Source organism: Chitinophaga sp. ARDCPP14 (assembly GCF_051362515.1).
Classification (GTDB): Bacteria; Bacteroidota; Bacteroidia; order Chitinophagales; family Chitinophagaceae; genus Chitinophaga.
The window spans coordinates 90,466-114,412 of sequence record NZ_JBKIXB010000012.1 but is presented as its reverse complement, the minus strand read 5'-3'; the positions used below and the strand labels follow the sequence as shown (position 1 = coordinate 114,412).

Here is a 23,947-nt window from a genome sequence, read left to right as displayed (position 1 = left end):
ATTCCTAAACATTATAATTCTCTCCGGATGAAAATAAAAAAGATGGTTCACATTTTACTGGTCGGCGTTTCTTTACAAACGGCTTCCTGTAACAGTAACTTCCTTGACCAGGTTCCCAGCGACCGTATCACCATTGAGCAGGTATTTAACAGAAGAAGATATTCTGAAGAATACCTCGCTAACATCTACGTTACCATCCCCAATGAAGCCTACCGCAATACCTGCGCCTGGGAAGGATGTTCAGACGATGCAGATATTACGTACGACCGGCCCGGTTCCGGTTATAACACCTATCCCATGAACCTGGGTAACTGGAGTGCGGCATCCGATTACATGAACAACTGGACTAAATTCTACCAGGGTATCCGTTCGGCTACTTATTTTATGCAGCATATTGATGGGAATAAAGAGATACTGGCGCTGCCTAACGGCCAGGATCTTATTGACCAATATAAAGCCGAGGCGCGTTTCCTGCGGGCGTTCTTTTATTACGGTATTATCCGTCAATATGGCCCCGCTATTATCCTGGGGGATATCCCGGTTGCGGGCGACCTGGCGCCTACCGATGAAGAGATGCAGAAGCCACGGAATTCGTACGACGAATGTGTTAACTACATTGTATCAGAGCTGGACCTCGCCGCGCAGAAACTTCCCAAACATTTTACCGCACAGGGCGAAAATGATTATGGCCGCGCCACACAGGCCGCATGCAAGGCTTTTAAAAGCAGGGTGCTGTTACTGGCGGCAAGTCCGCAGTTCAACGGTAACCCCGACTACGCCGGCTTCCGCAACCTGGATGGCAAACAGCTGGTAAGCGCGCAATATGATCGTGAAAAATGGAAACGTGCTGCCGATGCCGCCAAAGATGTAATGACCGGTTTCAGTTTCTCCCTGTACCGTAAGAATGATACCAGCGGAAACTTTGATCCTTACCTCTCTACCCGCGATGTATTCCTGGATCCCTGGAATTCGGAAGTGATTTTCACCAGGACTTCTAACGGGCTGAAAGACTGGGAACGTTCCGTAACACCCCGTTTAGCCAGCGGATACGCCGCGGTGGCTGTTACGCAGCAACTGGTAGATGAATTTGAAATGGAAAATGGAAAAGGGATCTATGAATCCGGATCGGGTTATAAAGAAACCGGTTTTTCTTCTACTGCTACTAAATATACAACTGCCGGTACCTATAACATGTATGTAAACAGGGAACCCCGGTTTTATGTAAATGTTAGTTACAATGGCAGTCTCTGGATCAATAAAAGCGAAGGCAATAAAGTGATTGAAACTTTCTTCACCGGCAATACTGGTAAGAAAGGATCGTGGGACTTTCCGCGTACCGGCTACATCGCCCGGAAAAACGTGCATCCCGACAGTAATCCCAGGATCACCCAGTATGTGGCCAGGCCTTTTATACTGATTCGTTATGCGGAAATATTACTGAACTATATCGAAGCATTGAACGAGTACGAGCCTGGTAACCCGGATATCCTTAAATACCTGAACGAAATCCGTAACAGGGCCGGCGTACCTGATGTTGCAGGTGGGCTGGGGCAAGCCGCCATGCGCGCAAAGATCAGGCATGAAAGGAGAGTGGAACTGGCATTGGAAAGCCTTCGTTACTTCGATACCCGCCGCTGGAAGATCGCTGAACAAACCGATGGCGGAAACTTCTACGGCATGAACGTAGACGCAGGTACCAAACTTACCGACCAGGTTTTTTATCAAAGAACCATATTTGAGCGGAGGGTTTTCCTGAAGAATTATTACCTGTTCCCTATTCCTCAATCGGAAATAGACCGTGACAGAAAGCTGGTACAAAATCCAGGCTGGTAAATTATTTCCTGATGATCAATATTAGAAAAATGAAGATAAAATTATTGATATTATCGCTTGCTGCGGCCACTGCCTGGAGCGGTTGCCGGAACAACAGTGCCGAACTGGAAAATATATCCGACAGCACCGCTGTTGTGTACATGCCACAGGCAGTTATTGCTCCCGCAGTGTATTCATTTGAAATATCCGGAAAGGGCGACAGTATTGTTTATGGCGCCTGTTATGGCGGGCCGCATTCACCGGCATCTGATATAAATGTAAAATTCAAAGTAGATGCTTCGCTGACAGATCATTTCAACACTAACAACTTTACCAGTTACCCGGTATTACCCGAGGGAAGCTATGAGCTGGAACAGTCTTCCGCCACAATCCCGGCAGGGAGATTCAGCACGGCGCCGTTAAACCTGGTGGTGCATATGGATAAACTGGATGGCGTAGGCAGCTACCTGTTGCCGGTGACTATTGAAACCAGCATGAAAGTAAATGAGAAGCTACGCACTGCTTACTTCCTGATCAGCGGGCGTTATGCTGCCAATCCGTTTCCTATGCTGGATCGCAGCAACTGGAATATTACCGGCTTCTCATCGGAGGAAACCACCGGCGAAGGGGCCACCAACGGCCATGCTATCCACTCGCTGGACGGTGATACTGCCACGTTTTGGAGCACCCGGTGGAAAGCGTCGAAGCCCGGCCCTCCGCATTATATTACCATTGATACACAGGTGGAACAAAAGATACACGGTATCAGTATTACCGGCCGGACAGATAAAAATACCGGGGAGGTAAAGGCTACCGGCAACCCCAAAAATATTATCGTGGAGTTGAGCCGCGACGGCGCCACCTGGAACTATACTGAATCATTCACACTGGCTAATGATAAAGTAAGCACCGTTTACCTGGCGTATGCGCAGCAGGCCAGGTTTGTGAAACTGACGGTGAACACCAGCCAGGGAGACATCTACCTGACGCATATTGCAGAGATCAACGCCTTCTGATGATGAGGAACATATTTTGGTTGATAGGCTTAACCAGCTGCCTGTTGTCCTGTGGCAAGCGGGAAACAGCAAATACTTCACCGGAAGAACCGGCGCGTCCGAAAACAATGGTAAGAGTGATGACTTATAACATTTACGGCGCCCGGGCTTCTACCGGTCCGCCGGCCAACCTGGAGGCCCTGGCTAAAGTGATCAACCAGGAAAAGCCGGACCTGGTGGCACTGCAGGAGGTAGATGTGTATACCCGTCGTACCGGTGTGAACGTTCACCAGGCAGCAGAACTGGCAAAGCTCACAGGAATGGACTGGTACTTTACAAAAGCAATGGATGTAACCGGAGGGCAGTATGGCGATGCCGTGCTTTCGCGGTTACCCATTCTTGAACGGAAACGCTATGCCTTGCCGGTGGCGCCGGATATAGGTGGCGAGTTCCGGACAATGGCTATGATCCGCGTGAAAAAAGACGGCCGGGAATTTTATTTTGCATCCACTCATCTCGACCACCTGGCGCAGGAAGACAGCCGTTTATTACAGGCAGCGGAGTTAAAAAAGGCAGTAACGGAACTGGGGAAGCCATTGATATTGGGCGGGGATTTTAATGCTATTCCCGCATCGCAGACCATAGGCATTATGCGGAGTTTCATGAACCTGGGCTGCCTCCAGCAATGCCCGCTTACTTTTCCTTCAGATAAGCCGGATCGCACCATTGATTACATCATGACCACCCCGGTAAACCGCTTCTCAGTAACCCGGTATAATAATATCGGCGGTTATGACGAGGTGTTGAAAGTGTATGTATCAGACCACCGGGCCATAGTAGCGGATATCAGTGTTCAGGAGTAAAGCCAGGCGTCTTATAAAAAATATTTCCAATCAAATATTTTGGTGTATTTTGTACGCTTATCTGCAACTTATTTGAACAATGAAGAAAGTAATCCTAAGCGGCATGCTGGCGCTATCCTGTTGGATGGGGCAGGCAGTGCAGGCGCAAAACAAACATTCTTTTGCATTAAGTAAAACTGATTTTATGCTGGATGGCAAACCCTTCCAGATGATCAGCGGAGAGATGCACCCGACCCGTATACCACACGAATACTGGCGTCACCGCATTCAGATGGCGAAGGCAATGGGTTGTAATACCATTGCGGCATATGTGTTCTGGAACTATCACGAACCGGTGAAAGGCCAGTTTGATTTCAGTACCGGTAATCACAACATTGCGGAATTTATTAAAATAGCCCAGGAAGAAGGCATGTGGGTATTACTGCGCCCCGGTCCCTATGTGTGTGCAGAATGGGAATTTGGTGGTTTGCCTCCTTACCTCCTGCAAACACCGGATATAAAGGTGCGCTGTATGGATCCGCGCTATATAGCCGCGGTATCCACCTATGTAGATCGTTTGGCGGCAGAAATAAAGCCGTTGCTGGTAACTAACGGCGGACCGGTAGTAATGGTGCAGATTGAAAATGAATACGGCAGTTATGGTAACGATAAAGAATATTTAAATACGCTGAAAGATATGTGGGTAAAGAATGGCATCAATGTTCCATTCTACACGGCCGATGGCGCTACCGCCTATATGCTGGAAGCAGGAGGCGTGGAAGGCGCTGCCATCGGGCTGGACTCCGGCGGATCGGAAGCTGATTTCGCCGCCGCCAAAAAACAAAACCCCAATGTACCCGCCTTCAGCAGCGAATCTTACCCGGGTTGGTTAACCCACTGGGGCGAACAATGGCAACGGCCGGGCATAGACGGCATTTCGAAGGAAGTGAAATTCCTGATGGATACCAAACGCTCATTCAACCTGTATGTGATTCATGGCGGTACCAACTTCGGCTATACTGCCGGCGCAAATTCCGGCGGAAAGGGCTATGAACCCGATGTAACCAGCTACGACTATGATGCGCCTATCAATGAGCAGGGAAATGCGACGCCTAAATACCAGGCATTGCGTCAGCTGATCGGTTCTTATCTCCCGAAGGGCAAAAAATTACCTGCCATACCAAAGCCTGTTCCGGCCATTACAATTCCTGAATTTAATCTTACCCCATTCACTTCGGTATGGGATCATTTACCACAGCCGGTTAAATCCCCGCAGCCAAAGCCATTTGAAGCTTATGGGCAGGACTATGGCTTTATGGTGTATAAAACCACGCTGATAGGGCATAAAAGCGGCAAGCTGAGTGTAAAAGACCTGCACGACTATGCAACCGTGTTTCTCAATGGCAAGTACATCGGGAAAATTGACCGCAGGCTTGGGGAGAAAACAATTGACCTGCCGGTAAGCGATGTGAAGGATCCCGTACTGGAAATCCTGGTAGAAGGCATGGGCCGCATCAACTTTGCAGAAGCGCTGATTGACCGTAAAGGAATCACAGATCGTGTAGTCCTGAACGGTATGACGCTGATGAACTGGGAAGTGTACAGCTTGCCTATGACGGAAAAATTCGTACAGGAACTGAGCGCTTCTTCCGGTAACGCTGCTAAACCCGGCCAGTTTTTTAAAGCTACTTTTAACCTGGATAAAACCGGTGATACCTACATCGATATGTCGGGATATAAGAAAGGAATTGTTTGGGTAAACGGTCACAATCTTGGCCGCTACTGGGAAATAGGACCGCAGAAAAACCTGTACTGTCCTGCTCCATGGCTAAAGAAAGGCGCCAATGAAATTGTAGTGTTTGATTTGCACCAGGAAACAGCTGCACCGGTAAAGGGAGTAGTGAGTTTGTAATGTTTTTTTGAGAAGGAAACGCAGCGGGATCATCTCCTGCTGCGTTTTTTTATTTAACGGCTGATGGCTAACTCTTCGTCCCTGATGGGCGTAAATTCAATCGCGGTAGCCATGAAACTCATTTTCCTGTGCTGCATTTCCAGTACCACGCCTTTGTCGGTGAACATGCCAATAGGACTGCCTGCATGTAACGGCAGGGCAGTGGTGTACCATATTGTGGTGGAATCTTTTTTATTAACGAGGATAAGCTGCTGGCAGGGATAACCGAGGATTTCCTTTGTTGCGCCGGTGGCAATGCTTTTGCCTTTACGTATGTCTAACGGCGCTTCTTTCAGTTTGCCATTTTTCTTTGCCCATTGTTTTTTACTGTCGAGATCCACATACAATTCATCCCCGTTATCAGACTGAATGTTTACGTTTACTTCCACGTCGTCTCCTTCCTTTTTCTGGTTAGCGTTATAGAATGTTTTGAAACGCTGTTTGTTAAACCACAATGACGCGTCCTGCGTAGCAGTTTCGGGAATCATGTCTTTGTATTGCATTTGTTCCGGCTTCAGGTTAGCGTGCAGGTTCATGGTAAGCGTATAGCTTATTTTTCCGCTGCTTTTGTCCTGCGCAGCCGCTGGCATATAAGCAGCGGCCAGTAATACAAATGTTAAGATGGAAGTTGTTTTCATGATAATATATATTTAGTGAGATGAATTACTTTTTTTTGAAAGAGCGGAGCTGGTAAACAAGGCTTGCCATGAAATACTGCCCCAGCATGTTGTTCCGCTGATCTTCCGTATATCCGCCCCGCACCATCCGCATCACATTTTTGTTTTGCCGCAGCAAATCGGTGGCGGCTACTTTCAGTGTATACTTTTTGCCTATGTTTTTGCTGAGGGAAGCATTCCATAACAGGGCGGTGGTGTTATAGTTGTTACTGAGGCCGGAGGTGGTGTAACCTGTCCATTCGCTTTCTGCCTGCATGTTCCAGGGAAGCGTAGCGACAGCGGACAGATCGTAGTTAAACAACCAGTAGGGTTTTTGCAGCATAGTGGTGTTGTTCCAGGCAGTGTTGAGGTGCGCTGAAATATTCAGGAATGCCGCAGGATAGTAATTAAAGCTGATATCGGGCGTCACGCTGTATTGCCGGTTGTTGCGTTGTATGCTGTTGAATAGCGATAGATAGGCATTGTAAGCCAGCTGCAGGCCATAGGTGATACCTGATCCTTCGTCGTCTGTTTTAAAAAAGTGCTGGAATGATACATTCGTGTTGGCGTATCCGTTAGCATTAATAGTGGTGATCAGTTGTTTGCCGCTGCTGTCTGTAACGGCATAGTCAGTAAACTGGCGGGCCACTATGCTGCCATTCGCCATAATATTGGTATAACTGCCGTTATCCGCGTTTGTGAAAAGATAAGATGCACGTATACTGCGCCTGATAGCCGGTTTCAGGGCAGGGTTTCCCTGGCGCACATACATCGGATCACTGATATCGGGGAGGGACTGTAGCTGCGAAATGGCAGGTAGCTGAACGCTGGTCTGATAATCGACGCTGATTTTGCGTGCCGGAGAAAACTGGTACCGGGCGTTGATACGGGGCAGCAGGTTATGATAGGTGTTATTCACCTGGTAGCGCTGTACCCGCGAATTACTTTGCTGCCAGTTGGTTTGCAGTGCTGCTTCCGCGGTGTAACTAAAACGCTTATACTTTGCGGACACCGCCAGAGCGGGTGTGCTGCGGGTGTTGGTTGTGGAGAAGTTGTCGTGGTAGCGTTCATCGGGCAATGTGTATTGTTGTTGCACCGGATCAAAGCTGAATGCGGTTTGTTGTTGCCGGGTATTGCTGTGGAAGAAGTTTTCACTGATCAGCAACGTGTGTGTGCGTGATAACGGCAGGGTATATACGAATTGATTATTTACCGAAAAGCCACGGCCCTGTATCCGGAGCTGTTGATTAATGGTATCTGTGCGGGGTATTTTAATGTTATAGATATTGTTGAGGGAGATATTTCGTACCTGGTTATTGTTTTCCAGCCAGGCGGGAGTTACGGTGAGTGATAAGGTGTGCCGTTCTTGCCGGAATTTGTGCCGGAAAAGAATATCGGTGGCCGACTGCCAGCTGCTGGCGTTGCTTTGATGGTATTGGGTGCCGTTGTTCAGCAATTGTGTTTGCGCTTCATTCAGCGAGCGGTAGGAGAGTTGATTGACACCGGAAGAGCGGATGCTGTTGAAAAGCGGGGAGATTTTAATACTGTTCTGTGCATTTACAGGTATATCGATGCTGGCGTTTACGCGGTGATTGTTATTGATATCTGTTTGATGCCCTTGCTGGTAGTAGTGATAACTGGTGTCGGGCAGTTGATAGAACCGGTGGTTATCATAATTATTGCGTGATGCGAACCGGTTATAGAAATAGCTGCTGCGCAGGGCGGTGTTGTTGCTGAAGTCGTTGTTAAAGTTCACGCCGCCGTATTGGGTATTGTTTAATCCTGTGGGATTGGAGAGCTGCGCCAGTTCCTCCGGGTTATCTGCTGTTGCCTGTACGCCCTTCATTTTAAGGATTTCGGCCATTGCATAGGAGGGAAGCTGGTCAAATATTTCGGGGTTGCTGCCGGCGAGGCGAAGCAGTTCGCCTGCGCTGAAGCCCGACTTATTTACGTTGTTGGCTTTGAATAAAAGGGAGAGCTGTTTATCACCGGTAAAGCTGTTAATGTTCACCCCGGCTTCATAGCGATCACGGGTTCCTCCACCCGCTGATGCATTGCCAAAGTATCCTTTTTTCATTTCCTTTTTGGTAACGATGTTGATGGTTTTGGTGCTGTTGCCATCGTCGATACCGGTAAAGGCGGCCTGGTCACTTCTTTTATCCAGCACCTGGATTTTGGCAACCATGTCGGCCGGGAGGTTGCGGGTGGCAATGGCGGGGTCGTTACCAAAGAATTCTTTTCCGTCTACCAATACTTTTAGTACAGTTTCGCCCTGGGCGATGATGTTGCCGGCGCGGTCTACCCGGACACCGGGCAGTTTGCGCAACAGTTCTTCCACTACAGCATTGTCTTTTGTTTTGTAACGCGCGGCATCATATTCCAGGGTATCTCCTTTCGCGCGGATGTCTGCTTTACCTTTTATAACTACTTCCTTCAGTTGTTTGGTAGCCTGTGCATGGCTGCTGGCCGCTGCTGCCAGCAGGGTACAAAGAAGGATCGCTGCTTTTTGTATCATCGTTTGTAATTGAACGATACGAAAGTAGGATCATCGTGTACACGTAACCGTTAACGAACCTGAGTATAGTGTGAATGATTGTTAAAAGACGAGCTTATATCCCTGTCCTCTTACATTGATAAGTTGCACGGTGGCGTCGTGTTGCAGGTATCTCCGGAGTTTGCTGATGTATACATCCATATTGCGGGCGTTGAAAAAATTATCATCGCCCCATAATTCCAGCAGCATGCTTTTCCGGTGGGTGGTGGTGTTAGGACGTTCTGCCAGCATGCGCAGCATATCTGCTTCCCGTAGGGAGAGCCGGATGGTGGCAGTTTCATGTTTCAGTTCCTGGCGGTTATGATCAAAAACATATTGGCCGATGCGGTAAATACCTTTGGGGGCATTGAGGGAAGGGTTGCTATGCGCGCGTTTGATGAGTGTTTTAACGCGGAGAATCAGTTCCTCCATGCTAAAGGGTTTCTTGATATAGTCGTCGGCCCCGCTTTGCAGTCCGCGTAATACGTCGGAGGTTTCGCTTTTGGCAGTAAGAAAGATGATCGGCGTGTGTTCGTCTACGTTACGGATATCTTTTACGAGGGAGATGCCATCTTTTTTGGGCATCATGATATCCACCACGCAGGCGTGGGGCCGGAAGGAAAGATAGGCGTCCCAGCCCTGCTGGCCGTTTGCGGCATGCATAATGTGAAATCCGTTGAGCTCCAGCGTTTCCTTCACTACGCCTGCCAGGGTAAGTTCATCTTCTACCAGCAGTAGTTTAATTTTTTGCATAGCGCGGAAATTGAAGGGTGAACGTAGTGCCTGTGCCGGGAGTGCTGTTCACTTCAACGGTGGCCTGGAGTTGCTGTGCCAATGCTTTAACGTGACTGAGCCCAAGTCCGTGGCCTTTCGTATCCTGTGTATCGCCACTGGTAACACGATAAAATTTATCAAAGATAAAGGGCAGATGGCTGTTGGAAATGCCTTCGCCGTTATCGGTTACCGTAATAAGGATACGGTCCCTGTTATCTTTTATTGTCAATGTAATCAGCTTCTGTGGTTTGTTGTTGTATTTAATGGCGTTATCGAGCAGGTTGCTGAAGATGATTTCAAACGCCTGTTTATCGGTTTCTATACTGTTGTGTCCTGATTGGTTATCTATTTGAACATGCACATTGTCCTGGTAGGCGAATCGCTGAATAATGCTGCTGAGGCTCTCTTCCAACGGCATGGCGGTTGTTTGCCGCTGATGCAGTTGTTGTTCCAGCCGGGTGATGGTCATGATCTGATCGATGAGTCCCTGGAGTTTGTCGAGTTCTGTTTTATTGAGATGAAGATACCGTGTTGTCATTTCCGGGCTGTTGCTGCCGCCGAAGTTGAGCAGCGCTTCGTTGGTGGCCTGTAGTACGGCTACCGGTGTTTTCAGTTCGTGGGTAACATGACTGATAAAGTCCTGTTTCATTTGCTCCAGTTTCTTTTGTTTTACGATGATGCGCCAGAGTGTCCATATGCAGCCTATGATCAGCAGTCCTATAAAGAAAGAAACGATGATAGCCGGGAATATTTGTTGCAGGAGATAGATGGTTTCGCCGGAAAACAGTACGCCGATGGTATTGGTTTGGGTATTCAATGCAGGGTGAATGAGCAGCAGCCTCGGATTACTCTTTACTGCGGTCAGGGTAGAGTCGGTGTACAGTCGGAACGGCAGATCAATATTTTTTTCATGCAGCAACAACCGGTATTCGTGCTGCAGGCTGTCGATATGCACCAGCTGTAAACCAAAAGATGAAAACATGCGGGAAAGAATATTGGACATCTGGGCATATTCCACATTGGGTACAGGTATGCTGTGGGATTTACCGGTATCGAGATGCAGCCGGGCGGCGAGTGTATTGATCATGCTGTCGCGTTTCGCGGCCTGCTCCACAGTTTCATTTTCATCATCTTCCAGTTTTTCAAAGTTAATGGAAGACGATATATTCATTTGTTGAAGGGAGTCGTTGGTACGGCCTATGTGACCCAGGTTGCTCATCATGGCTGAATCATAGGCCTTTTGCAGGCACTCCGTCGCAGTAGTACGGAACGACTGCCGGGCAGTAAGCCAGGTTTGTCTCAGCCAATACAGCTGAAAGAGCAATGCTACAGTGGCGGCTGGCACTGCCAGCTGACCAATTCTTTTAACCGAAAGTTTCATACCGGGGCAAATATAAATGGCCGCGTATTTATATCCCGTTTTTTTTAACAATCATTAACAAACGCGGAGGTTGTCTTACTCAGGATTAAACTTATTTCACTGATTACGCTGATTTGATCACTTTGGGATTTTAAAGGATTTGGGGAGATTAAAGCGGATATACTCGCTTATATCTCCCCGAATCTTTTAAAAAATATAATCAGTTAAATCAGCGTAATCCTGAGTGAGACAAAATCCGCGTTTTCGCTTATATCTCCCCGAATCCTTTAAAATCCCAAAGTGATCAAATCAGCGTAATCAGTGAAATAAGTTTAATCCTGAGTAAGACAACCTCCGCGGTTTTCGCTTATATCTCCCCGAATCTTTTAAAATCCAAAGTGATCAAATCAGCGTAATCAGTGAAATAAGTTTAATCCTGAGTAAGACAAAATCCGCGTTCTTCGCTTATATCTCCCCGAATCCTTTAAAATCCAAAGTGATCAAATCAGCGTAATCAGTGAAATAAGTTTAATCCTGAGTAAGACAACCTCCGCGTGGAGCTTTGTGTACAATTTACACAAACGATTTATTTTCACTGCCTTGCTTTTAACAATGAAAATTGGTAACTTAGAAATGGTGGTTTTTCATTTATTTACTATTCTAAATATCTTGCCATGGGAAAGGTACGTAATATCCTGCAGGTAAAGGGTCATGCAGTATACTCCATAAATCCCGACAACACTGTTTTTGAAGCGCTTCAACTCCTTGTGGATCACAACGTGGGAGCATTGACAGTAGTTGATGAAGACGAACATTTTATGGGAATTTTCTCCGAACGTGATTATGCCCGCCGGGTTATCCTGAAGGGGCGTGCATCAAAGGAAACCCTGATCCGGGAAATCATGACGGAACGCCCTATTACGGTTACTGAAGATGATTCCATTGAAGATTGTATGGGATTGATGACAGATAAAAGGATCCGTCACCTCCCGGTTGTTGACCAGCAGAACAGGCTGATGGGTTTGATATCTATTGGTGACGTGGTAAAGTTTATTATTGACGACCAGCAGCATATCATTACCAGTCTTGAATGCTATATTACGGGTACGCATACCTGAGTATCGCATTTTAATCTTTTGTTTTATCATTGTATTTTTTGTAACTTCAGTTTCATATAGTCTTTACCGTATAGCAGCACTTGAAACGTTATGAAACCGGATCCGTATCCGGTCTTCCCTCTTGATTTGGCGGTTTACAGACTAGCATTACCAATAATAGACATGTTCAGTAGATTGGAAAGCATACTACTGGTTTTAACTGATAGACAGGCATGACGGACTTTTAAGTAAATCGCTCGGGAGGGCGAACACTTTGAAAAGCGCTGTTTCTGACATCACCCCTATCTGGCCGTTTTTAGCATATGGTGCTATCGTTGTGATACTTATCAGCATCATACTGGGGCTTTCTTATGTACTGGGGCAGCGGCATAAAGACCGCGCCACCGGAGAGGCTTATGAGTCCGGCATCATCTCCACCGGCTCTGCACGATTACGGTTCCCTTCCCAGTTTTACCTGGTAGCGATGCTCTTCGTTATTTTCGACATTGAAACGGTATTAATCATATCCTGGGCAATTGCCTATGAAGAAGTTGGCTGGACCGGCTTCCTCGGCGTTGCCGTTTTTATCTTCATATTACTGGCTGTACTTATTTACGAATGGCGTAACGGCGCATTGGACTTCGGGCCCGATGGGAAAAAGATTTTACGCGCATATAAAAAAATGCGGAAAAAAACCTCCGCTCACGTTAACGGATACACGGACATTAAGACTCCAACACCACAGGCACTGACGTAGCAACAGCATGTTGATTTTATGATTTCATGGTAAATCAACTTTTATATGAAATGGTGGCTGACCAACGCAAATGATGTAACGGGTAAGATATCCGGCAATACTTCTATGGAAGAAGTGATACAGCAAAGTGTAATGCTCACTTCCGTGGAAAGCCTGCTGGCATGGGGACGGAAAAATTCACTATGGCCCTTCCATTTCGGCCTTTCCTGTTGTTTTGTAGAAATGGCTACCGCTATGACCCCTAAGTATGATATGGCCCGGTTTGGTGCGGAAGTAATCAGAGGTACTCCCCGCGAAGCAGACGTCATGATCATCGCAGGCACCGTATTTATAAAAATGGCGCCCGTCATTCAACGTTTGTATGAGCAGATGATGGAGCCCCGCTGGGTAATATCCATGGGCTCCTGTGCTAATTCCGGCGGTATGTACGACATCTACAGCGTAGTACAGGGAGTAGATAAATTCCTGCCTGTAGATGTTTACGTACCCGGTTGTCCGCCACGCCCGGACGCATTTATGTCGGGACTCGTTATGCTGCGCGACAGCGTAGGCAAAGAGAAACGGCCACTCAGTTGGGTGATCGGCGAACAAGGCGTTATCCGTCCGGAAAAGATTTCCATGAAAGACACCCTCCGTGAGAAACGGCAACAAATGACAAATTTTAAAACACCCGATGAAATATAAAATACTTACTAACATCAACGGATATATGAAAGATTAAACCGGAAAAAGACCACAATTTTATCTTACCCCCATCTAAACTTAATACGCCATGCCAGAGCGCATTGCAGCGGAATTAAGCTCCCGTTTTGGTGATATCACCTTCGAACCTCAGGTTACACGGGATGGGACGCCCACCTTCTGGACGCCACAGGAGCATATTGTGGCCGTACTACAGTTTCTTAAATCTGAAATACAAATGCCTTATCGCATGCTCTATGACCTCACGGCCATTGACGAGCGTGCGTATAAACGGCAACAGAACGGGCATAAACCCTATGACTTTACCGTTGTTTACACACTTTTTTCCTTCGACAGAAACGAATTCCTGCGAATAAAAGCCGGTCTGCACGGCGAATACCCAACGCTGGAAAGCATCACCCCCATCTGGACGGCCGCCAACTGGTACGAACGCGAGGTATACGATATGTTCGGCATCCGGTTCAATGGTCACCCCTTACTCAAACGCATCCTCATGCCTTCCACCTGGGAGGGGCATCCGCTCCGGAAGGAGCACCCGGCACGCGCTACTGAAATGGGGCCTTTTAAGCTCTATGACGAGAAGCAGGACAGGGAGCAGGAGGCCCTGCGGTTTAAACCCGAAGAATGGGGCTTAAAAAGCCATAGCGAAGACGCTGACTTTATGTTCCTCAACATCGGTCCGCAACACCCGGGTACCCACGGCGTGTTGCGTATCATCCTCCAGCTCAACGGCGAAGATATTGTGGACGCCGTACCCGATATCGGCTTCCATCACCGCGGCGCGGAAAAGATGGGAGAACGGCAATCCTGGCATACCTACATTCCTTACACAGATCGTATCGACTATCTCGGCGGCGTGAATAATAACCTGGCTTACCTGTTATCGGTGGAGCAGCTGGGCGGCATTGATGTGCCGCTACGTGCGCAGGTGATCCGCATTATGCTCTGCGAACTGTTCCGCATTGCCAGTCACCTGGTGTGGTATGGAACCTTTGCACAGGATCTGGGGCAGCTGTCGCCCGTGTTCTATATGTTCACCGACCGTGAACGCATCTTTGAAATCATTGAAGCCATTTGCGGTGGCCGTATGCATCCCAACTGGTTCCGTATTGGCGGTGTTGCCCAGGACCTGCCCAACGGCTGGGAGCCGCTGGTGAAAAACTTTATCAGCTATTTTCCCAAACAGCTGAAAGAGTACGACAGCATGGTCATGAAAAATTATCTCTTTAAAGCCCGTACTAAAGGTATCGGTATCTATACACTGGAAGAAGCCATTGAATGGGGCGTAACCGGCCCCGGACTCCGCGCCTGCGGCCTGGAGTGGGATATGCGCAAGAAGCGGCCATATGGTGGTTATGAGAATTTTGCTTTCGAGGTCCCGGTCGCACACAACGGAGATTGTTACGACCGCGCGGTAGTACGGGTGGAAGAAATGCGACAGAGCCTCCGCATTATTGAACAATGCGTGGCCTACATGCCGTCCGGCGATTACAAGTCGCACCACCCGCTGGCTACCCCTCCTGTAAAAGCACGCACCATGCAGGATATTGAAACGCTTATCCATCACTTTCTCAACGTAAGCTGGGGACCGGTAATACCCGCCGGAGAGGCGGCTGTTTGCACGGAAGCTACCAAAGGATGGAACAGCTATTACCTGATCAGCGATGGCAACACCGCTTCTTACCGCACCAGGGTACGAACGCCTTCTTTCCCGCACATGCAGATGATTCCGTTGATCAGCCGCGGATATACCGTGGCCGACCTGTTATCGATACTCGGAGGAATGGATTATGTACTCGCAGATATTGACAGATAATACAACAACATATGCTTTCTGCTATTGAAATAGAACAGATCACACATGAAATGCAGCACGTGCCGGTAAAAAAGGCCGCCTGTATAGAAGCATTAAAAATTGTACAGGGGCAACGCCGCTGGGTATCTGATGAAAGCGTGGCGGATATCGCCGCTATCCTGGAAATGAGCACCGCGGAAGTAGACAGCGTAGCCACTTTCTACAACCTCATCTTCCGCCGGCCGGTAGGCAGGCACGTCATCTTGTTGTGCGACAGTATCAGCTGCTACGTGATGGGCTATACGGAGATTAAACAACAACTGATGGACCTGCTGCAGATCAGGTACGGACAAACCACACCCGATGAACGTTTTACGCTGCTGCCCAATGCCTGTCTTGGTACCTGCGACCATGCGCCGGCCATGATGATAGACAACGACCTGTACAGGAATCTGACAACAGCTTCCCTTTCACAAATACTGGATCAATATTTATAAAGATGGAAAAACCGCTCACACAACATATACCCGCTTCCGGAGCGCCTCTTCACCTGAAGGAGTACGAAGCAGTGGGCGGCTATGCCGCATTACGCAAAGTGTTGCAGGAGCTCACCCCGGCGGAAGTAACAGGCAGGGTGAAAGACGCCAACCTCAAAGGCCGTGGCGGCGCAGGTTTCAGCACTGGTATGAAGTGGAGCTTTGTTCCCGCGGAAGTAACCGGTCCGCGCTACCTGATCTGTAACGCCGATGAAATGGAACCCGGCACCTTCAAAGACCGCTGGCTGCTGGAAGGGAACCCGCACCAGTTGCTCGAAGGAATGATCATTTCCGCTTATGCTATCCAGGCCACACAGGGTTTTGTGTTTATGCGCTGGGCATATAAGGAAGCCGCGACGATCATGAACCAGGCAATTGCAGATGCCTATGCCGCGGGATATCTCGGTAAAAATATACTCGGTAAAAATTACAGCCTGGAAATGCAGTTGCATACCGGCGTAGGCAGGTATATGTGCGGGGAAGAAACGGCATTGCTCAATTCGCTGGAAGGGAAACGCGCTGTACCCCGCGCCAAACCACCCTTTCCACAGGTAAGCGGATTGTTTGGTAAACCAACCATTGTAAATAACGTGGAAACGTTGTCTTATATACCGCATATCATCAGCAAGGGAGGCGACTGGTTCAAATCATTGAGCTATACCGCCGACGGGGGTACGAAAATATACGGTGTAAGTGGAAGAGTAAACAAGCCCGGTGCCTGGGAACTACCTATGGGCGTTACTATGCGGGAATTACTGGAGGAACATGCGGGTGGCATGAAAGCGGGATTCCGTTTTCGCGGTGCCTTGCCTGGTGGCGCTTCCACTGATTTCTTAACCGATGCCCACCTCGATGTGAAAATGGATTTCGCAGGAGTAGCTGCCGCGGGAAGCCGCCTGGGTACCGGCACTATGGTGATACTCGACGACCGCACCTGCCCGGTGGGGTTTGTACATAACCTGGAGCATTTCTTCGCACAGGAATCGTGTGGCTTCTGCACGCCCTGCCGCGAAGGACTGCCCTGGACGGAGAAGATACTATACGCACTGGAGCAGGGACAAGGAACTTACGCAGACCTGGAGCAACTGGAAATGCATACGAAGCTGTTGGGCCCCGGTAATACTTTCTGCGCGCTGGCGCCCGGTGCCATGGAACCGTTGCAAAGTGCGCTGAAATATTTCCGGGAAGATTTTGAACAACACATCAAAGAAAAAAAATGTCCATATGCCGATCATACACATTGATAATAAACCTTACGAAGTAAAGGAGGGAAAAAACCTGCTTGAAGCTTGCCTGTCGCTGGGTTTGAACCTTCCTTACTTTTGCTGGCACCCCGCCCTGGGTGCGGTAGGCGCCTGCCGTCAATGCGCTGTTAAGGTGTTTAAGGATGAAGATGATAAGAAGGGAAAGATCATTATGTCGTGTATGGAGCCGGTAAAAGACCAGCTTCGTTTATCCATTGACGATACCGATGCCCGCAACTTCCGCGAGCATGTGATCGGCTGGCTGATGACCAATCACCCGCACGACTGCGCCGTATGTGATGAAGGCGGTTCCTGCCATTTGCAGGATATGACGGTGATGACAGGCCACTCTTACCGTGATTACCATTTTACAAAACGAACTTACAACAACCAATATCTCGGACCATTCCTGAATCATGAAATGAACCGTTGCATCCAGTGCTACCGTTGTGTGAGGTTTTATAAAGACTTTGCCGGTGGTAAGGACCTGGATGTTTTCGCCGCGCATAACCATGTGTATTTTGGCCGGCAGGAAGAGGGTACACTGGAAAGCGAGTTTAGCGGCAATCTTGCCGAAATATGCCCTACCGGTGTGTTTACGGATAAAACCCTCAAGCAGCATTATACCCGTAAATGGGATCTGACCTCTGCTGCTTCTGTATGCCAGGGCTGCGGACTGGGCTGTAATATCATCGCCGGTGAGCGTTATGGCGCCGTGCGACAGATCACTAACCGGTTTAATGGCGCGGTAAATGGTTATTTCCTTTGCGACCGTGGCCGCTATGGCTACGAATTTGTGAACAGCGGACAACGGATCAAAACACCGATGGTGCATCACGGCCCTGCAGATAAGGCCAATGGCATCCCGGTGTTGCAGCATGTGCATCAACGGATGAAACCAGGGAAGACCATCGGCATAGGATCGCCGAGAGCTTCCCTGGAATCCAATGCTGTGCTGAAAGAACTGGTTGGGGAAGACAACTTCTACCTGGGTGTGTCAGCAGCAGATCACGACCTGGTATCCCTTTCTCTCAAAATACTGCAACAGGGACCGGTGCGCAGCGCCTCCCTGCAGGAAGCGGCAGCAGCGGATGTAGTGCTTATCCTCGGTGAAGATGTAACCAATACGGCGCCGATGCTGGCCTTGTCGGTGCGGCAGGCGGTACGCCGTATCCCGGTGGAAGATGTCATCAATCATATTCACATGCCCGCATGGCAGGATGCCGCCGTACGGGAAGCCGTTCAGGACAGCAAAGGCCCCCTCTATATTTTAAATGTCCAGGAAACCAAACTCGATGAACTTGCAAAAGGTGCTTATCACACGGCGCCGGACAATATTGCCCGTATAGGCTTTGGCGTTAGTCACCTGCTGAGCAGTAAAATGCCCGAAGTAAAAGGAATGTCGGAGCAAGGGAAAGCCATTGCTGCAGAAATAGCAGCGGTGCTGAAAACCGCTAAGAACCCGCTTATCATTGCAGGCTATGGCGGTGGCAGTGAAGCCATCATCAAAGCCGCCGCCAATGTGGCCTGGTCCCTGCGGGATCTTGGTATCGATGCCATGCTTACCTACACGGTGCCGGAATGCAACAGCGTAGGACTTGAAATGCTGGGTGGCCACCGCCTGGATTCGGCGGTAGACCGTGCCTTGAATAGCGAAGTGGATACCGTGATCGTTTTGGAAAATGACCTGTACCGCCGGCTGAACCAACACCGGGCAGAACAGTTTTTTGGAAAGGTGAAAGATGTGATCCTGCTGGATCATCTTTATAATCCCACAGCGGAGAAAGCCACCATCATTTTACCGGCTGGCACCTTTGCTGAATCGGACGGTACGCTGGTGAATAATGAAGGCCGCGCCCAGCGCTTTTTCCAGGTGTTTGCACCCGACTCCGCAGTGCAGGAAAGCTGGCGCTGGCTGTTGCAGATCGCCAGCATTAAGGGGCATGCTACACTCTCCGGTTTGCAACACTTCGATGAAGTAGTGAATCACCTTGCACACGCATACGAAAAATTTGAAAGTATAGATCATCTCGCGCCGCATGCTGATTTTCGAATTGCCGGTCAGAAGGTACCGAGGGAACCACATCGCTTTAGCGGCCGTACCGCTATGCAGGCAAATGTAGATGTAAGCGAGCCCCGTCCGCCACAGGACACAGATACCGCGCTGTCCTTTACCATGGAAGGGTACCGGGGAGAGCCGCCTTCTTCCATGATTCCCTTTTTCTGGTCGCCCGGATGGAATTCTGTGCAATCAGTAAACAAATTCCAGGTGGAAACAGGCGGACCGCTGCACGATGGCAACTCCGGCAAGAGATTGATTGAACCTCACGCGAACGGGCAAACGCCTTTTTATACGGAAGTACCGGAGCCCTTTCTGCCGCTCAAAGAACATCTGTTACTGGTACCACTCTATCATATTTTCGGATCAGAAGAACTGAGCGTGCATACACCGGGTATTGCAGAACGTATTCCGGCTCCCTACATTATGCTGCACAGTGAAGACGCAAAACGGTTGCAGGTAACCGCTGGATACCTGCTGCATTTCACAGATAACGGTCATCACTATACGTTACCGGTGATCATTAACGATACATTACAGGAAGGCGTTGCCGGAATACCTGTAGGCCTTCCCGGCATGCAGATTTCAGAGGCGCCGCAACTGATAAAAGTATAATGCTATGATAAACATTTGGTGGGTAATAGGAGGGGTGCTTTTTGCACTGTTAAATACGGCGGCCGGTCTTATTTGGGTGGAGCGCCGGATGCTGGCGCTGTGGCAGGACCGTTACGGTCCCAACAGGGCAGGGCCCTTCGGGCTGTTGGTGGTGCTGGCTGATACTATCAAGTTGTTTTTTAAGGAAGACTGGATTCCGCCATTTGCCGATAAAGTAGTGTTTGTATTTGCGCCCGGTGTAGTGATGCTGAGTGTGCTCATGAGCTTTGTGGTGATACCTTTTGCACCAGGAATTGTGGTGGCAGATTTGAATATCGGCCTGTTGTTTTTCCTGGCCATGTCTTCACTGGGCGTATACAGTGTAGTGTTGGGCGGCTGGGCTTCCAATAACAAGTATGCGTTGCTGGGCGCTATGCGCGGGGCTTCGCAGATGATCAGCTATGAGGTGTTTATGGGATTGGCGCTGATGGGCGTGGTGGTGCTGAGCGGCTCTTTTAATCTGGGTGAAATAGTGGAAGCCCAGCGGAAGGTGTGGTTTATTATCCCGCAGTTTATCGGCTTCCTCATTTTTCTGGTGGCAGGCGTAGCGGAAACACACCGTTTACCTTTCGATATCCCGGAGGCGGAGAGTGAGCTGGTAGCGGGCTTTCACTCGGAATATTCCGGGATGAAGTTCGGTATGTTCTTCATCGGTGAATACCTGGGCGTAACGCTGATCTCCGGCATGCTGGTAACGCTTTATTTTGGCGGCTGGCTTGGACCGGCTTTTCTGCCGCCGGTATTATGGTTTGTAATAAAAACGTTTGCCTTTATCATGTTGTTCATCCTGTTCCGGGCATCTATGCCGCGGCCGCGGTATGATCAGTTGATGGAGTATGGATGGAAGGTATTGTTTCCGTTATCGATTTTAAACCTGATGGTAACAGCTGCCATTAAGCTGTGGTTAAATACTTAAAACAAAAAACATGTTTAGTCTGGTAAGAAGTATGTGGCTGATATTCCTGCACATGTTCCACAAGCGGGAAACCTTTCAGTATCCTGAACAGCGGGCGCCGTTGCCGGCCCGCTGGCGGGGCCGCATTGCGTTAACCCGCGATCCGGATGGAGGCGAACGATGTGTAGGTTGCTACCTGTGTGCCGCGGCCTGCCCGGTAGACTGCATCTCCCTTCAGGCAACGGAAGATGAATCGGGCAGAAGATATCCGGAGTTTTTCCGGATCAATTTCTCCCGCTGTATTTTCTGTGGCTTCTGCGAAGAGGCTTGTCCTACCTACGCGATACAGTTATTGCCCGATTTTGAAATGGCAGAATATAACCGTCAGAACCTGGTATATGAAAAAGAGGACCTGCTCATTAACAGTGAAGGCAAATATCCAGGTTATAACTATTACAATATAGCCGGTATGGCCATTCGCGGAAAAGACAAAGGCGATGCACAACACGAAGAACCACCGGTAGATATTAAAAGCCTGATACCATGATAGGAACTGCATTTTATATTGCTGCATTGATTGCAGTGTTATCTACCGTGATGGTGATCACCCGGTACAACATTATGCATGCCTTGTTATATCTCGTAGTGTCTTTACTGGCGGTGGCAGTGGTGTTGTATCTCTATGGCGCGCCTTTTATGGCGGCATTGGAAGTGATTGTGTATGCGGGCGCCATTATGGTATTGCTGATCTTTTTTGTGATGATGCTGAACCTGGGAAAAGAGTCGGCCGCGCAGGAGCGGCTATGGCTGAAGCCGCGCATCTGGATCTTTCCATCGCTGCTTTGTATCATCCTGCTTGGAGAGCTTGTTTTCCTGGTGTTGCAGAACCGCCAGCCCGTATCAGGTATTCAGATCGTGAATCCGAAGGAGGTGGGCATTGCTTTATTCGGCCCTTATATCCTGGCGGTGGAACTTACCGGGATGTTGCTGATGGCGGGCATTGTAGGGGCTTACCACTTAGGGCGTCAGAAAGAGAAAACATTGCACCGGTTCCTTGAAAATAATCAATCATGATAGTACATCCTACCACAGCGGGCATGCTGCTTGCCGGCGTTTTATTTGTGCTGGGGCTGATCAGTATACTGGTTCGCCGCGACATTATTTTTATGTTGCTGTCGGTGGAAATAATGCTGAACGCAGCAGGACTGGCCTTTGTTGTGGCTTCTTCTCACTGGGGTACAGCAGACGGGCAGGTGATGTTCATCTTCATCCTGGCGATGGCGGCGGCAGAAGTATCGGTAGGACTGGCATTGATCTTACAGTTATATCATCAGCTCAAAACACTGGACAGCGACGAAGCAGCAAAAATGAACGGATAAAATATTCAATTGTATGTTTCCTGCACTCATACCGCTCATTCCTTTTATCAGCGCCTTCCTGCTCATGCTGGGCTGGAAGCGTTTCGACCGTATAGGCGTTACCGTAATCGGATGCGGCAGTATCGGACTGGCTGCAATAGTGGCTATTATCATCGCTATGCAATTTGCCGCAAATGGTGAACAGGCGATTGTTCAGCATGCCGGCAACTGGCTGGAAGCCGGTGGATTTAAAACAGGTTTCGATTTCCGGATGGATGCGCTGTCGGTGGTATTTGTGCTGGTGATCACCATTGTGGGCTTCCTGATCCATGTATATGCATCCGGTTATATGCACGACGATCCGGACTACGCCCGCTTTTTTGCCTGTATGAATTTATTTGTAGGCGCCATGCTTACGCTGGTGATGGCAGATAATTTATTGTTGTTATACTTTGGCTGGGAAGGTGTGGGCCTTTGCAGTTACCTGCTGATCGGCTTCTGGTATAAAGATCCTGCCAACGGGTATGCAGCGAGGAAAGCTTTTATTGTAACACGCATAGGCGATACCGCGATGGCCATTGCTTTGTTTATGTTATTTCAGTATACCGGTACACTGAGTATTCCCGGCATATTGGAAAACAGTACACAAATCTGGTCTGTGAACGATGGAGTGGTAACCATTATCGCTTTGCTGTTGTTGGGCGGCGCGGTGGGCAAGTCGGCCCAACTGCCGTTGCAAACCTGGCTGCCGGATGCCATGGCGGGCCCTACGCCGGTGAGTGCGTTGATACATGCCGCCACCATGGTTACGGCAGGGGTTTATATCATTGCGCGTACGCATACTTTATTTGAACTGGCGCCGGCGGCGCAAACCACTACTGCTGTGATAGGCGCTATCACTTTGGTGCTGGCGGGTTTCAGCGCCCTGGTGCAAACGGATATTAAAAGGGTGCTGGCTTATTCCACGGTGAGCCAGATCGGGTATATGTTCCTGGCACTGGGCTGCGGCGCGTGGTCGGCGGCGGTATTTCATTTTGTTACGCATGCTTTTTTCAAGGCGTTGCTGTTCATGGCCGCAGGCGCTATCATTGTAGCGTTGCATCACGAGCAGGATATGTTTAAGATGGGAGGATTGAAAAAGCAGTTGCGCGGCGTTTACTGGGTATTCCTGGTTGGCTGTGCTTCCCTTGCGGCTATTCCTTTTATAACAGCGGGCTTTTACAGTAAGGACCAGATCATTTGGTTGTCGTGGTCCGCTGCCGGTGGTCATGTTGGCTTCTGGCTGGCGGCGCTGCTGGGTGCGTTACTCACGGGTATGTATACTTTCCGCATGTTTTTCCTGGTATTTTATGGAGAAGAGAAAACAAAGGTGCATCACCGGCCGGGGAGCAGTATGATGATCCCGCTGTATATCCTGGCGGTATTATCTACGGTTGCCGGGTTTATAGAATTGCCGCATACGATGGGGCATGTAACGTTGTTCAGCAACTGGCTGCAACCGGTATTGCCGGCGGTGACGGTACTGCATGAAAGTCTTTCTATGGAATGGACTTCACAGGCCTTATCGGCCTTGCTGGCGCTGGGCGGCATCGGGCTGGCGTATGCCTGGGTAGTGAAGCATCCCAAAGGCATGTCTGATTTTCTGGAAATGCCTGCTATTATGTGGCTGCGTGGCTACTGGAGCAGGGGATGGGACTTTGATGAATTGTACAATGTGCTGCTGGTACGCCCTTTTGTGTACTTGTCGCGTATCAACAGAAGGGATCTGATAGACACGTTTTATATCGGGCTGGCGGCGTTTATGGAATGGTGTCATAACGTGCTCGCACGTACGCAGAGCGGTTTGCTGAGATGGTATATACTTGGCGTAGTGCTGGGTGCGGTGGCGATATTGTCGGTGCTGATCTGGCGGATATACATATAACCC

The 23,947-nt window shown here is 49.1% G+C and carries 20 protein-coding genes; 16 read left to right on the top strand and 4 right to left on the bottom strand.

All coding sequences use genetic code 11. From position 1 onward, the window contains the following. The first annotated feature begins 42 nt into the window (after positions 1–42). From ACLHR0_RS26690 to ACLHR0_RS26675, 4 genes are all read left to right on the top strand, one after another. Positions 43–1,833 (top strand): RagB/SusD family nutrient uptake outer membrane protein, encoded by a 1,791-nt coding sequence (locus tag ACLHR0_RS26690; protein ID WP_436490764.1) that lies wholly within the window; start codon positions 43–45, stop codon positions 1,831–1,833. 29 nt (positions 1,834–1,862) lie between these two features. Next, on the top strand, positions 1,863–2,828 hold the full coding sequence (locus ACLHR0_RS26685; RefSeq protein ID WP_436490763.1) for a BT_3987 domain-containing protein: 966 nt from the start codon (positions 1,863–1,865) through the stop codon (positions 2,826–2,828). A gap of 2 nt (positions 2,829–2,830) precedes the next feature. Further along, entirely contained in the window at positions 2,831–3,670 is an 840-nt protein-coding gene (locus ACLHR0_RS26680) for an endonuclease/exonuclease/phosphatase family protein (RefSeq protein WP_436490761.1), read from the top strand. A gap of 79 nt (positions 3,671–3,749) precedes the next feature. Continuing rightward, complete coding sequence (locus tag ACLHR0_RS26675; RefSeq protein WP_436490759.1) at positions 3,750–5,561, top strand: glycoside hydrolase family 35 protein; 1,812 nt, start codon at positions 3,750–3,752, stop codon at positions 5,559–5,561. 53 nt (positions 5,562–5,614) lie between these two features. Here the strand turns inward: ACLHR0_RS26675 and ACLHR0_RS26670 are convergent, their stop codons facing one another. The 4 genes from ACLHR0_RS26670 to ACLHR0_RS26655 form a co-directional block, all read right to left on the bottom strand. Further along, positions 5,615–6,238: a GLPGLI family protein gene (locus tag ACLHR0_RS26670; RefSeq protein WP_436490757.1), complete on the bottom strand. Its 624-nt coding sequence runs from the start codon at positions 6,236–6,238 to the stop codon at positions 5,615–5,617. A gap of 25 nt (positions 6,239–6,263) precedes the next feature. Next, positions 6,264–8,771, bottom strand: coding sequence for an outer membrane beta-barrel protein (locus ACLHR0_RS26665; protein ID WP_436490756.1), 2,508 nt, complete (start codon positions 8,769–8,771; stop codon positions 6,264–6,266). Between the two features lie 81 nt (positions 8,772–8,852). Beyond that, entirely contained in the window at positions 8,853–9,542 is a 690-nt protein-coding gene (locus ACLHR0_RS26660) for a response regulator transcription factor (protein WP_436490754.1), read from the bottom strand. Further along, complete coding sequence (locus tag ACLHR0_RS26655; protein WP_436490752.1) at positions 9,529–10,944, bottom strand: sensor histidine kinase; 1,416 nt, start codon at positions 10,942–10,944, stop codon at positions 9,529–9,531. Before ACLHR0_RS26655 ends, ACLHR0_RS26660 begins: the two co-directional genes overlap by 14 nt. 653 nt (positions 10,945–11,597) lie before the next feature. Here ACLHR0_RS26655 and ACLHR0_RS26650 point away from each other — a divergent pair. The 12 genes from ACLHR0_RS26650 (at position 11,598) to nuoL (ending at position 23,944) form a co-directional block, all read left to right on the top strand. Beyond that, positions 11,598–12,041, top strand: a complete 444-nt coding sequence (locus ACLHR0_RS26650) for a CBS domain-containing protein (RefSeq protein ID WP_079468123.1) — start codon at positions 11,598–11,600, stop codon at positions 12,039–12,041. Between the two features lie 253 nt (positions 12,042–12,294). Next, a complete protein-coding gene (locus ACLHR0_RS26645) occupies positions 12,295–12,777 on the top strand; it encodes an NADH-quinone oxidoreductase subunit A (RefSeq protein WP_370911346.1) in 483 nt (160 codons plus the stop codon). A 45-nt stretch (positions 12,778–12,822) separates the two neighbouring features. After that, positions 12,823–13,461 carry an NADH-quinone oxidoreductase subunit B gene (locus ACLHR0_RS26640; RefSeq protein WP_370911347.1) on the top strand — a complete coding sequence of 213 codons (639 nt, stop codon included), beginning with the start codon at positions 12,823–12,825 and terminating at the stop codon, positions 13,459–13,461. Positions 13,462–13,549: 88 nt separating this feature from the next. Continuing rightward, a complete protein-coding gene (gene nuoC / locus ACLHR0_RS26635; protein ID WP_370911348.1) occupies positions 13,550–15,295 on the top strand; it encodes an NADH-quinone oxidoreductase subunit C/D in 1,746 nt (581 codons plus the stop codon). 11 nt (positions 15,296–15,306) lie between these two features. After that, positions 15,307–15,771 (top strand): NADH-quinone oxidoreductase subunit NuoE, encoded by a 465-nt coding sequence (gene nuoE, locus ACLHR0_RS26630; protein ID WP_436490750.1) that lies wholly within the window; start codon positions 15,307–15,309, stop codon positions 15,769–15,771. 2 nt (positions 15,772–15,773) lie between these two features. Next, the gene (nuoF, locus tag ACLHR0_RS26625; RefSeq protein ID WP_429065418.1) at positions 15,774–17,054 is read left to right on the top strand and encodes an NADH-quinone oxidoreductase subunit NuoF; all 1,281 of its coding nucleotides are present in this window, start codon (positions 15,774–15,776) and stop codon (positions 17,052–17,054) included. Then, positions 17,035–19,728, top strand: a complete 2,694-nt coding sequence (gene nuoG / locus ACLHR0_RS26620) for an NADH-quinone oxidoreductase subunit NuoG (protein WP_436490748.1) — start codon at positions 17,035–17,037, stop codon at positions 19,726–19,728. Before nuoF ends, nuoG begins: the two co-directional genes overlap by 20 nt. A gap of 4 nt (positions 19,729–19,732) precedes the next feature. Beyond that, positions 19,733–20,683, top strand: coding sequence for an NADH-quinone oxidoreductase subunit NuoH (gene nuoH / locus ACLHR0_RS26615; protein WP_370911352.1), 951 nt, complete (start codon positions 19,733–19,735; stop codon positions 20,681–20,683). A gap of 10 nt (positions 20,684–20,693) precedes the next feature. Beyond that, positions 20,694–21,209, top strand: coding sequence for an NADH-quinone oxidoreductase subunit NuoI (gene nuoI, locus ACLHR0_RS26610; protein ID WP_429065415.1), 516 nt, complete (start codon positions 20,694–20,696; stop codon positions 21,207–21,209). Then, positions 21,206–21,736 carry an NADH-quinone oxidoreductase subunit J gene (nuoJ, locus tag ACLHR0_RS26605; RefSeq protein ID WP_370911354.1) on the top strand — a complete coding sequence of 177 codons (531 nt, stop codon included), beginning with the start codon at positions 21,206–21,208 and terminating at the stop codon, positions 21,734–21,736. The genes nuoI and nuoJ overlap by 4 nt, the downstream gene beginning before the upstream one ends. Next, a complete protein-coding gene (gene nuoK / locus ACLHR0_RS26600) occupies positions 21,733–22,041 on the top strand; it encodes an NADH-quinone oxidoreductase subunit NuoK (protein ID WP_079468113.1) in 309 nt (102 codons plus the stop codon). Before nuoJ ends, nuoK begins: the two co-directional genes overlap by 4 nt. Positions 22,042–22,054: 13 nt before the next feature. After that, a complete protein-coding gene (gene nuoL, locus ACLHR0_RS26595; protein ID WP_436490746.1) occupies positions 22,055–23,944 on the top strand; it encodes an NADH-quinone oxidoreductase subunit L in 1,890 nt (629 codons plus the stop codon). Positions 23,945–23,947 lie beyond the last annotated feature (3 nt).

Coding starts and splice junctions, on each gene's coding strand:
- ACLHR0_RS26670 (WP_436490757.1), bottom strand. CDS start 6,238: ATGAAAACAACTTCCATCTTAACATTTGTATTACTGGCCGCTGCTTAT.
- nuoG (WP_436490748.1), top strand. CDS start 17,035: ATGCCGATCATACACATTGATAATAAACCTTACGAAGTAAAGGAGGGA.
- ACLHR0_RS26675 (WP_436490759.1), top strand. CDS start 3,750: ATGAAGAAAGTAATCCTAAGCGGCATGCTGGCGCTATCCTGTTGGATG.
- ACLHR0_RS26655 (WP_436490752.1), bottom strand. CDS start 10,944: ATGAAACTTTCGGTTAAAAGAATTGGTCAGCTGGCAGTGCCAGCCGCC.
- nuoL (WP_436490746.1), top strand. CDS start 22,055: ATGTTTCCTGCACTCATACCGCTCATTCCTTTTATCAGCGCCTTCCTG.
- nuoE (WP_436490750.1), top strand. CDS start 15,307: ATGCTTTCTGCTATTGAAATAGAACAGATCACACATGAAATGCAGCAC.
- ACLHR0_RS26690 (WP_436490764.1), top strand. CDS start 43: ATGGTTCACATTTTACTGGTCGGCGTTTCTTTACAAACGGCTTCCTGT.
- nuoK (WP_079468113.1), top strand. CDS start 21,733: ATGATAGTACATCCTACCACAGCGGGCATGCTGCTTGCCGGCGTTTTA.
- ACLHR0_RS26665 (WP_436490756.1), bottom strand. CDS start 8,771: ATGATACAAAAAGCAGCGATCCTTCTTTGTACCCTGCTGGCAGCAGCG.
- ACLHR0_RS26680 (WP_436490761.1), top strand. CDS start 2,831: ATGAGGAACATATTTTGGTTGATAGGCTTAACCAGCTGCCTGTTGTCC.
- ACLHR0_RS26660 (WP_436490754.1), bottom strand. CDS start 9,542: ATGCAAAAAATTAAACTACTGCTGGTAGAAGATGAACTTACCCTGGCA.
- nuoJ (WP_370911354.1), top strand. CDS start 21,206: ATGATAGGAACTGCATTTTATATTGCTGCATTGATTGCAGTGTTATCT.
- nuoI (WP_429065415.1), top strand. CDS start 20,694: ATGTTTAGTCTGGTAAGAAGTATGTGGCTGATATTCCTGCACATGTTC.
- ACLHR0_RS26650 (WP_079468123.1), top strand. CDS start 11,598: ATGGGAAAGGTACGTAATATCCTGCAGGTAAAGGGTCATGCAGTATAC.
- nuoC (WP_370911348.1), top strand. CDS start 13,550: ATGCCAGAGCGCATTGCAGCGGAATTAAGCTCCCGTTTTGGTGATATC.
- nuoH (WP_370911352.1), top strand. CDS start 19,733: ATGATAAACATTTGGTGGGTAATAGGAGGGGTGCTTTTTGCACTGTTA.
- nuoF (WP_429065418.1), top strand. CDS start 15,774: ATGGAAAAACCGCTCACACAACATATACCCGCTTCCGGAGCGCCTCTT.
- ACLHR0_RS26640 (WP_370911347.1), top strand. CDS start 12,823: ATGAAATGGTGGCTGACCAACGCAAATGATGTAACGGGTAAGATATCC.
- ACLHR0_RS26685 (WP_436490763.1), top strand. CDS start 1,863: ATGAAGATAAAATTATTGATATTATCGCTTGCTGCGGCCACTGCCTGG.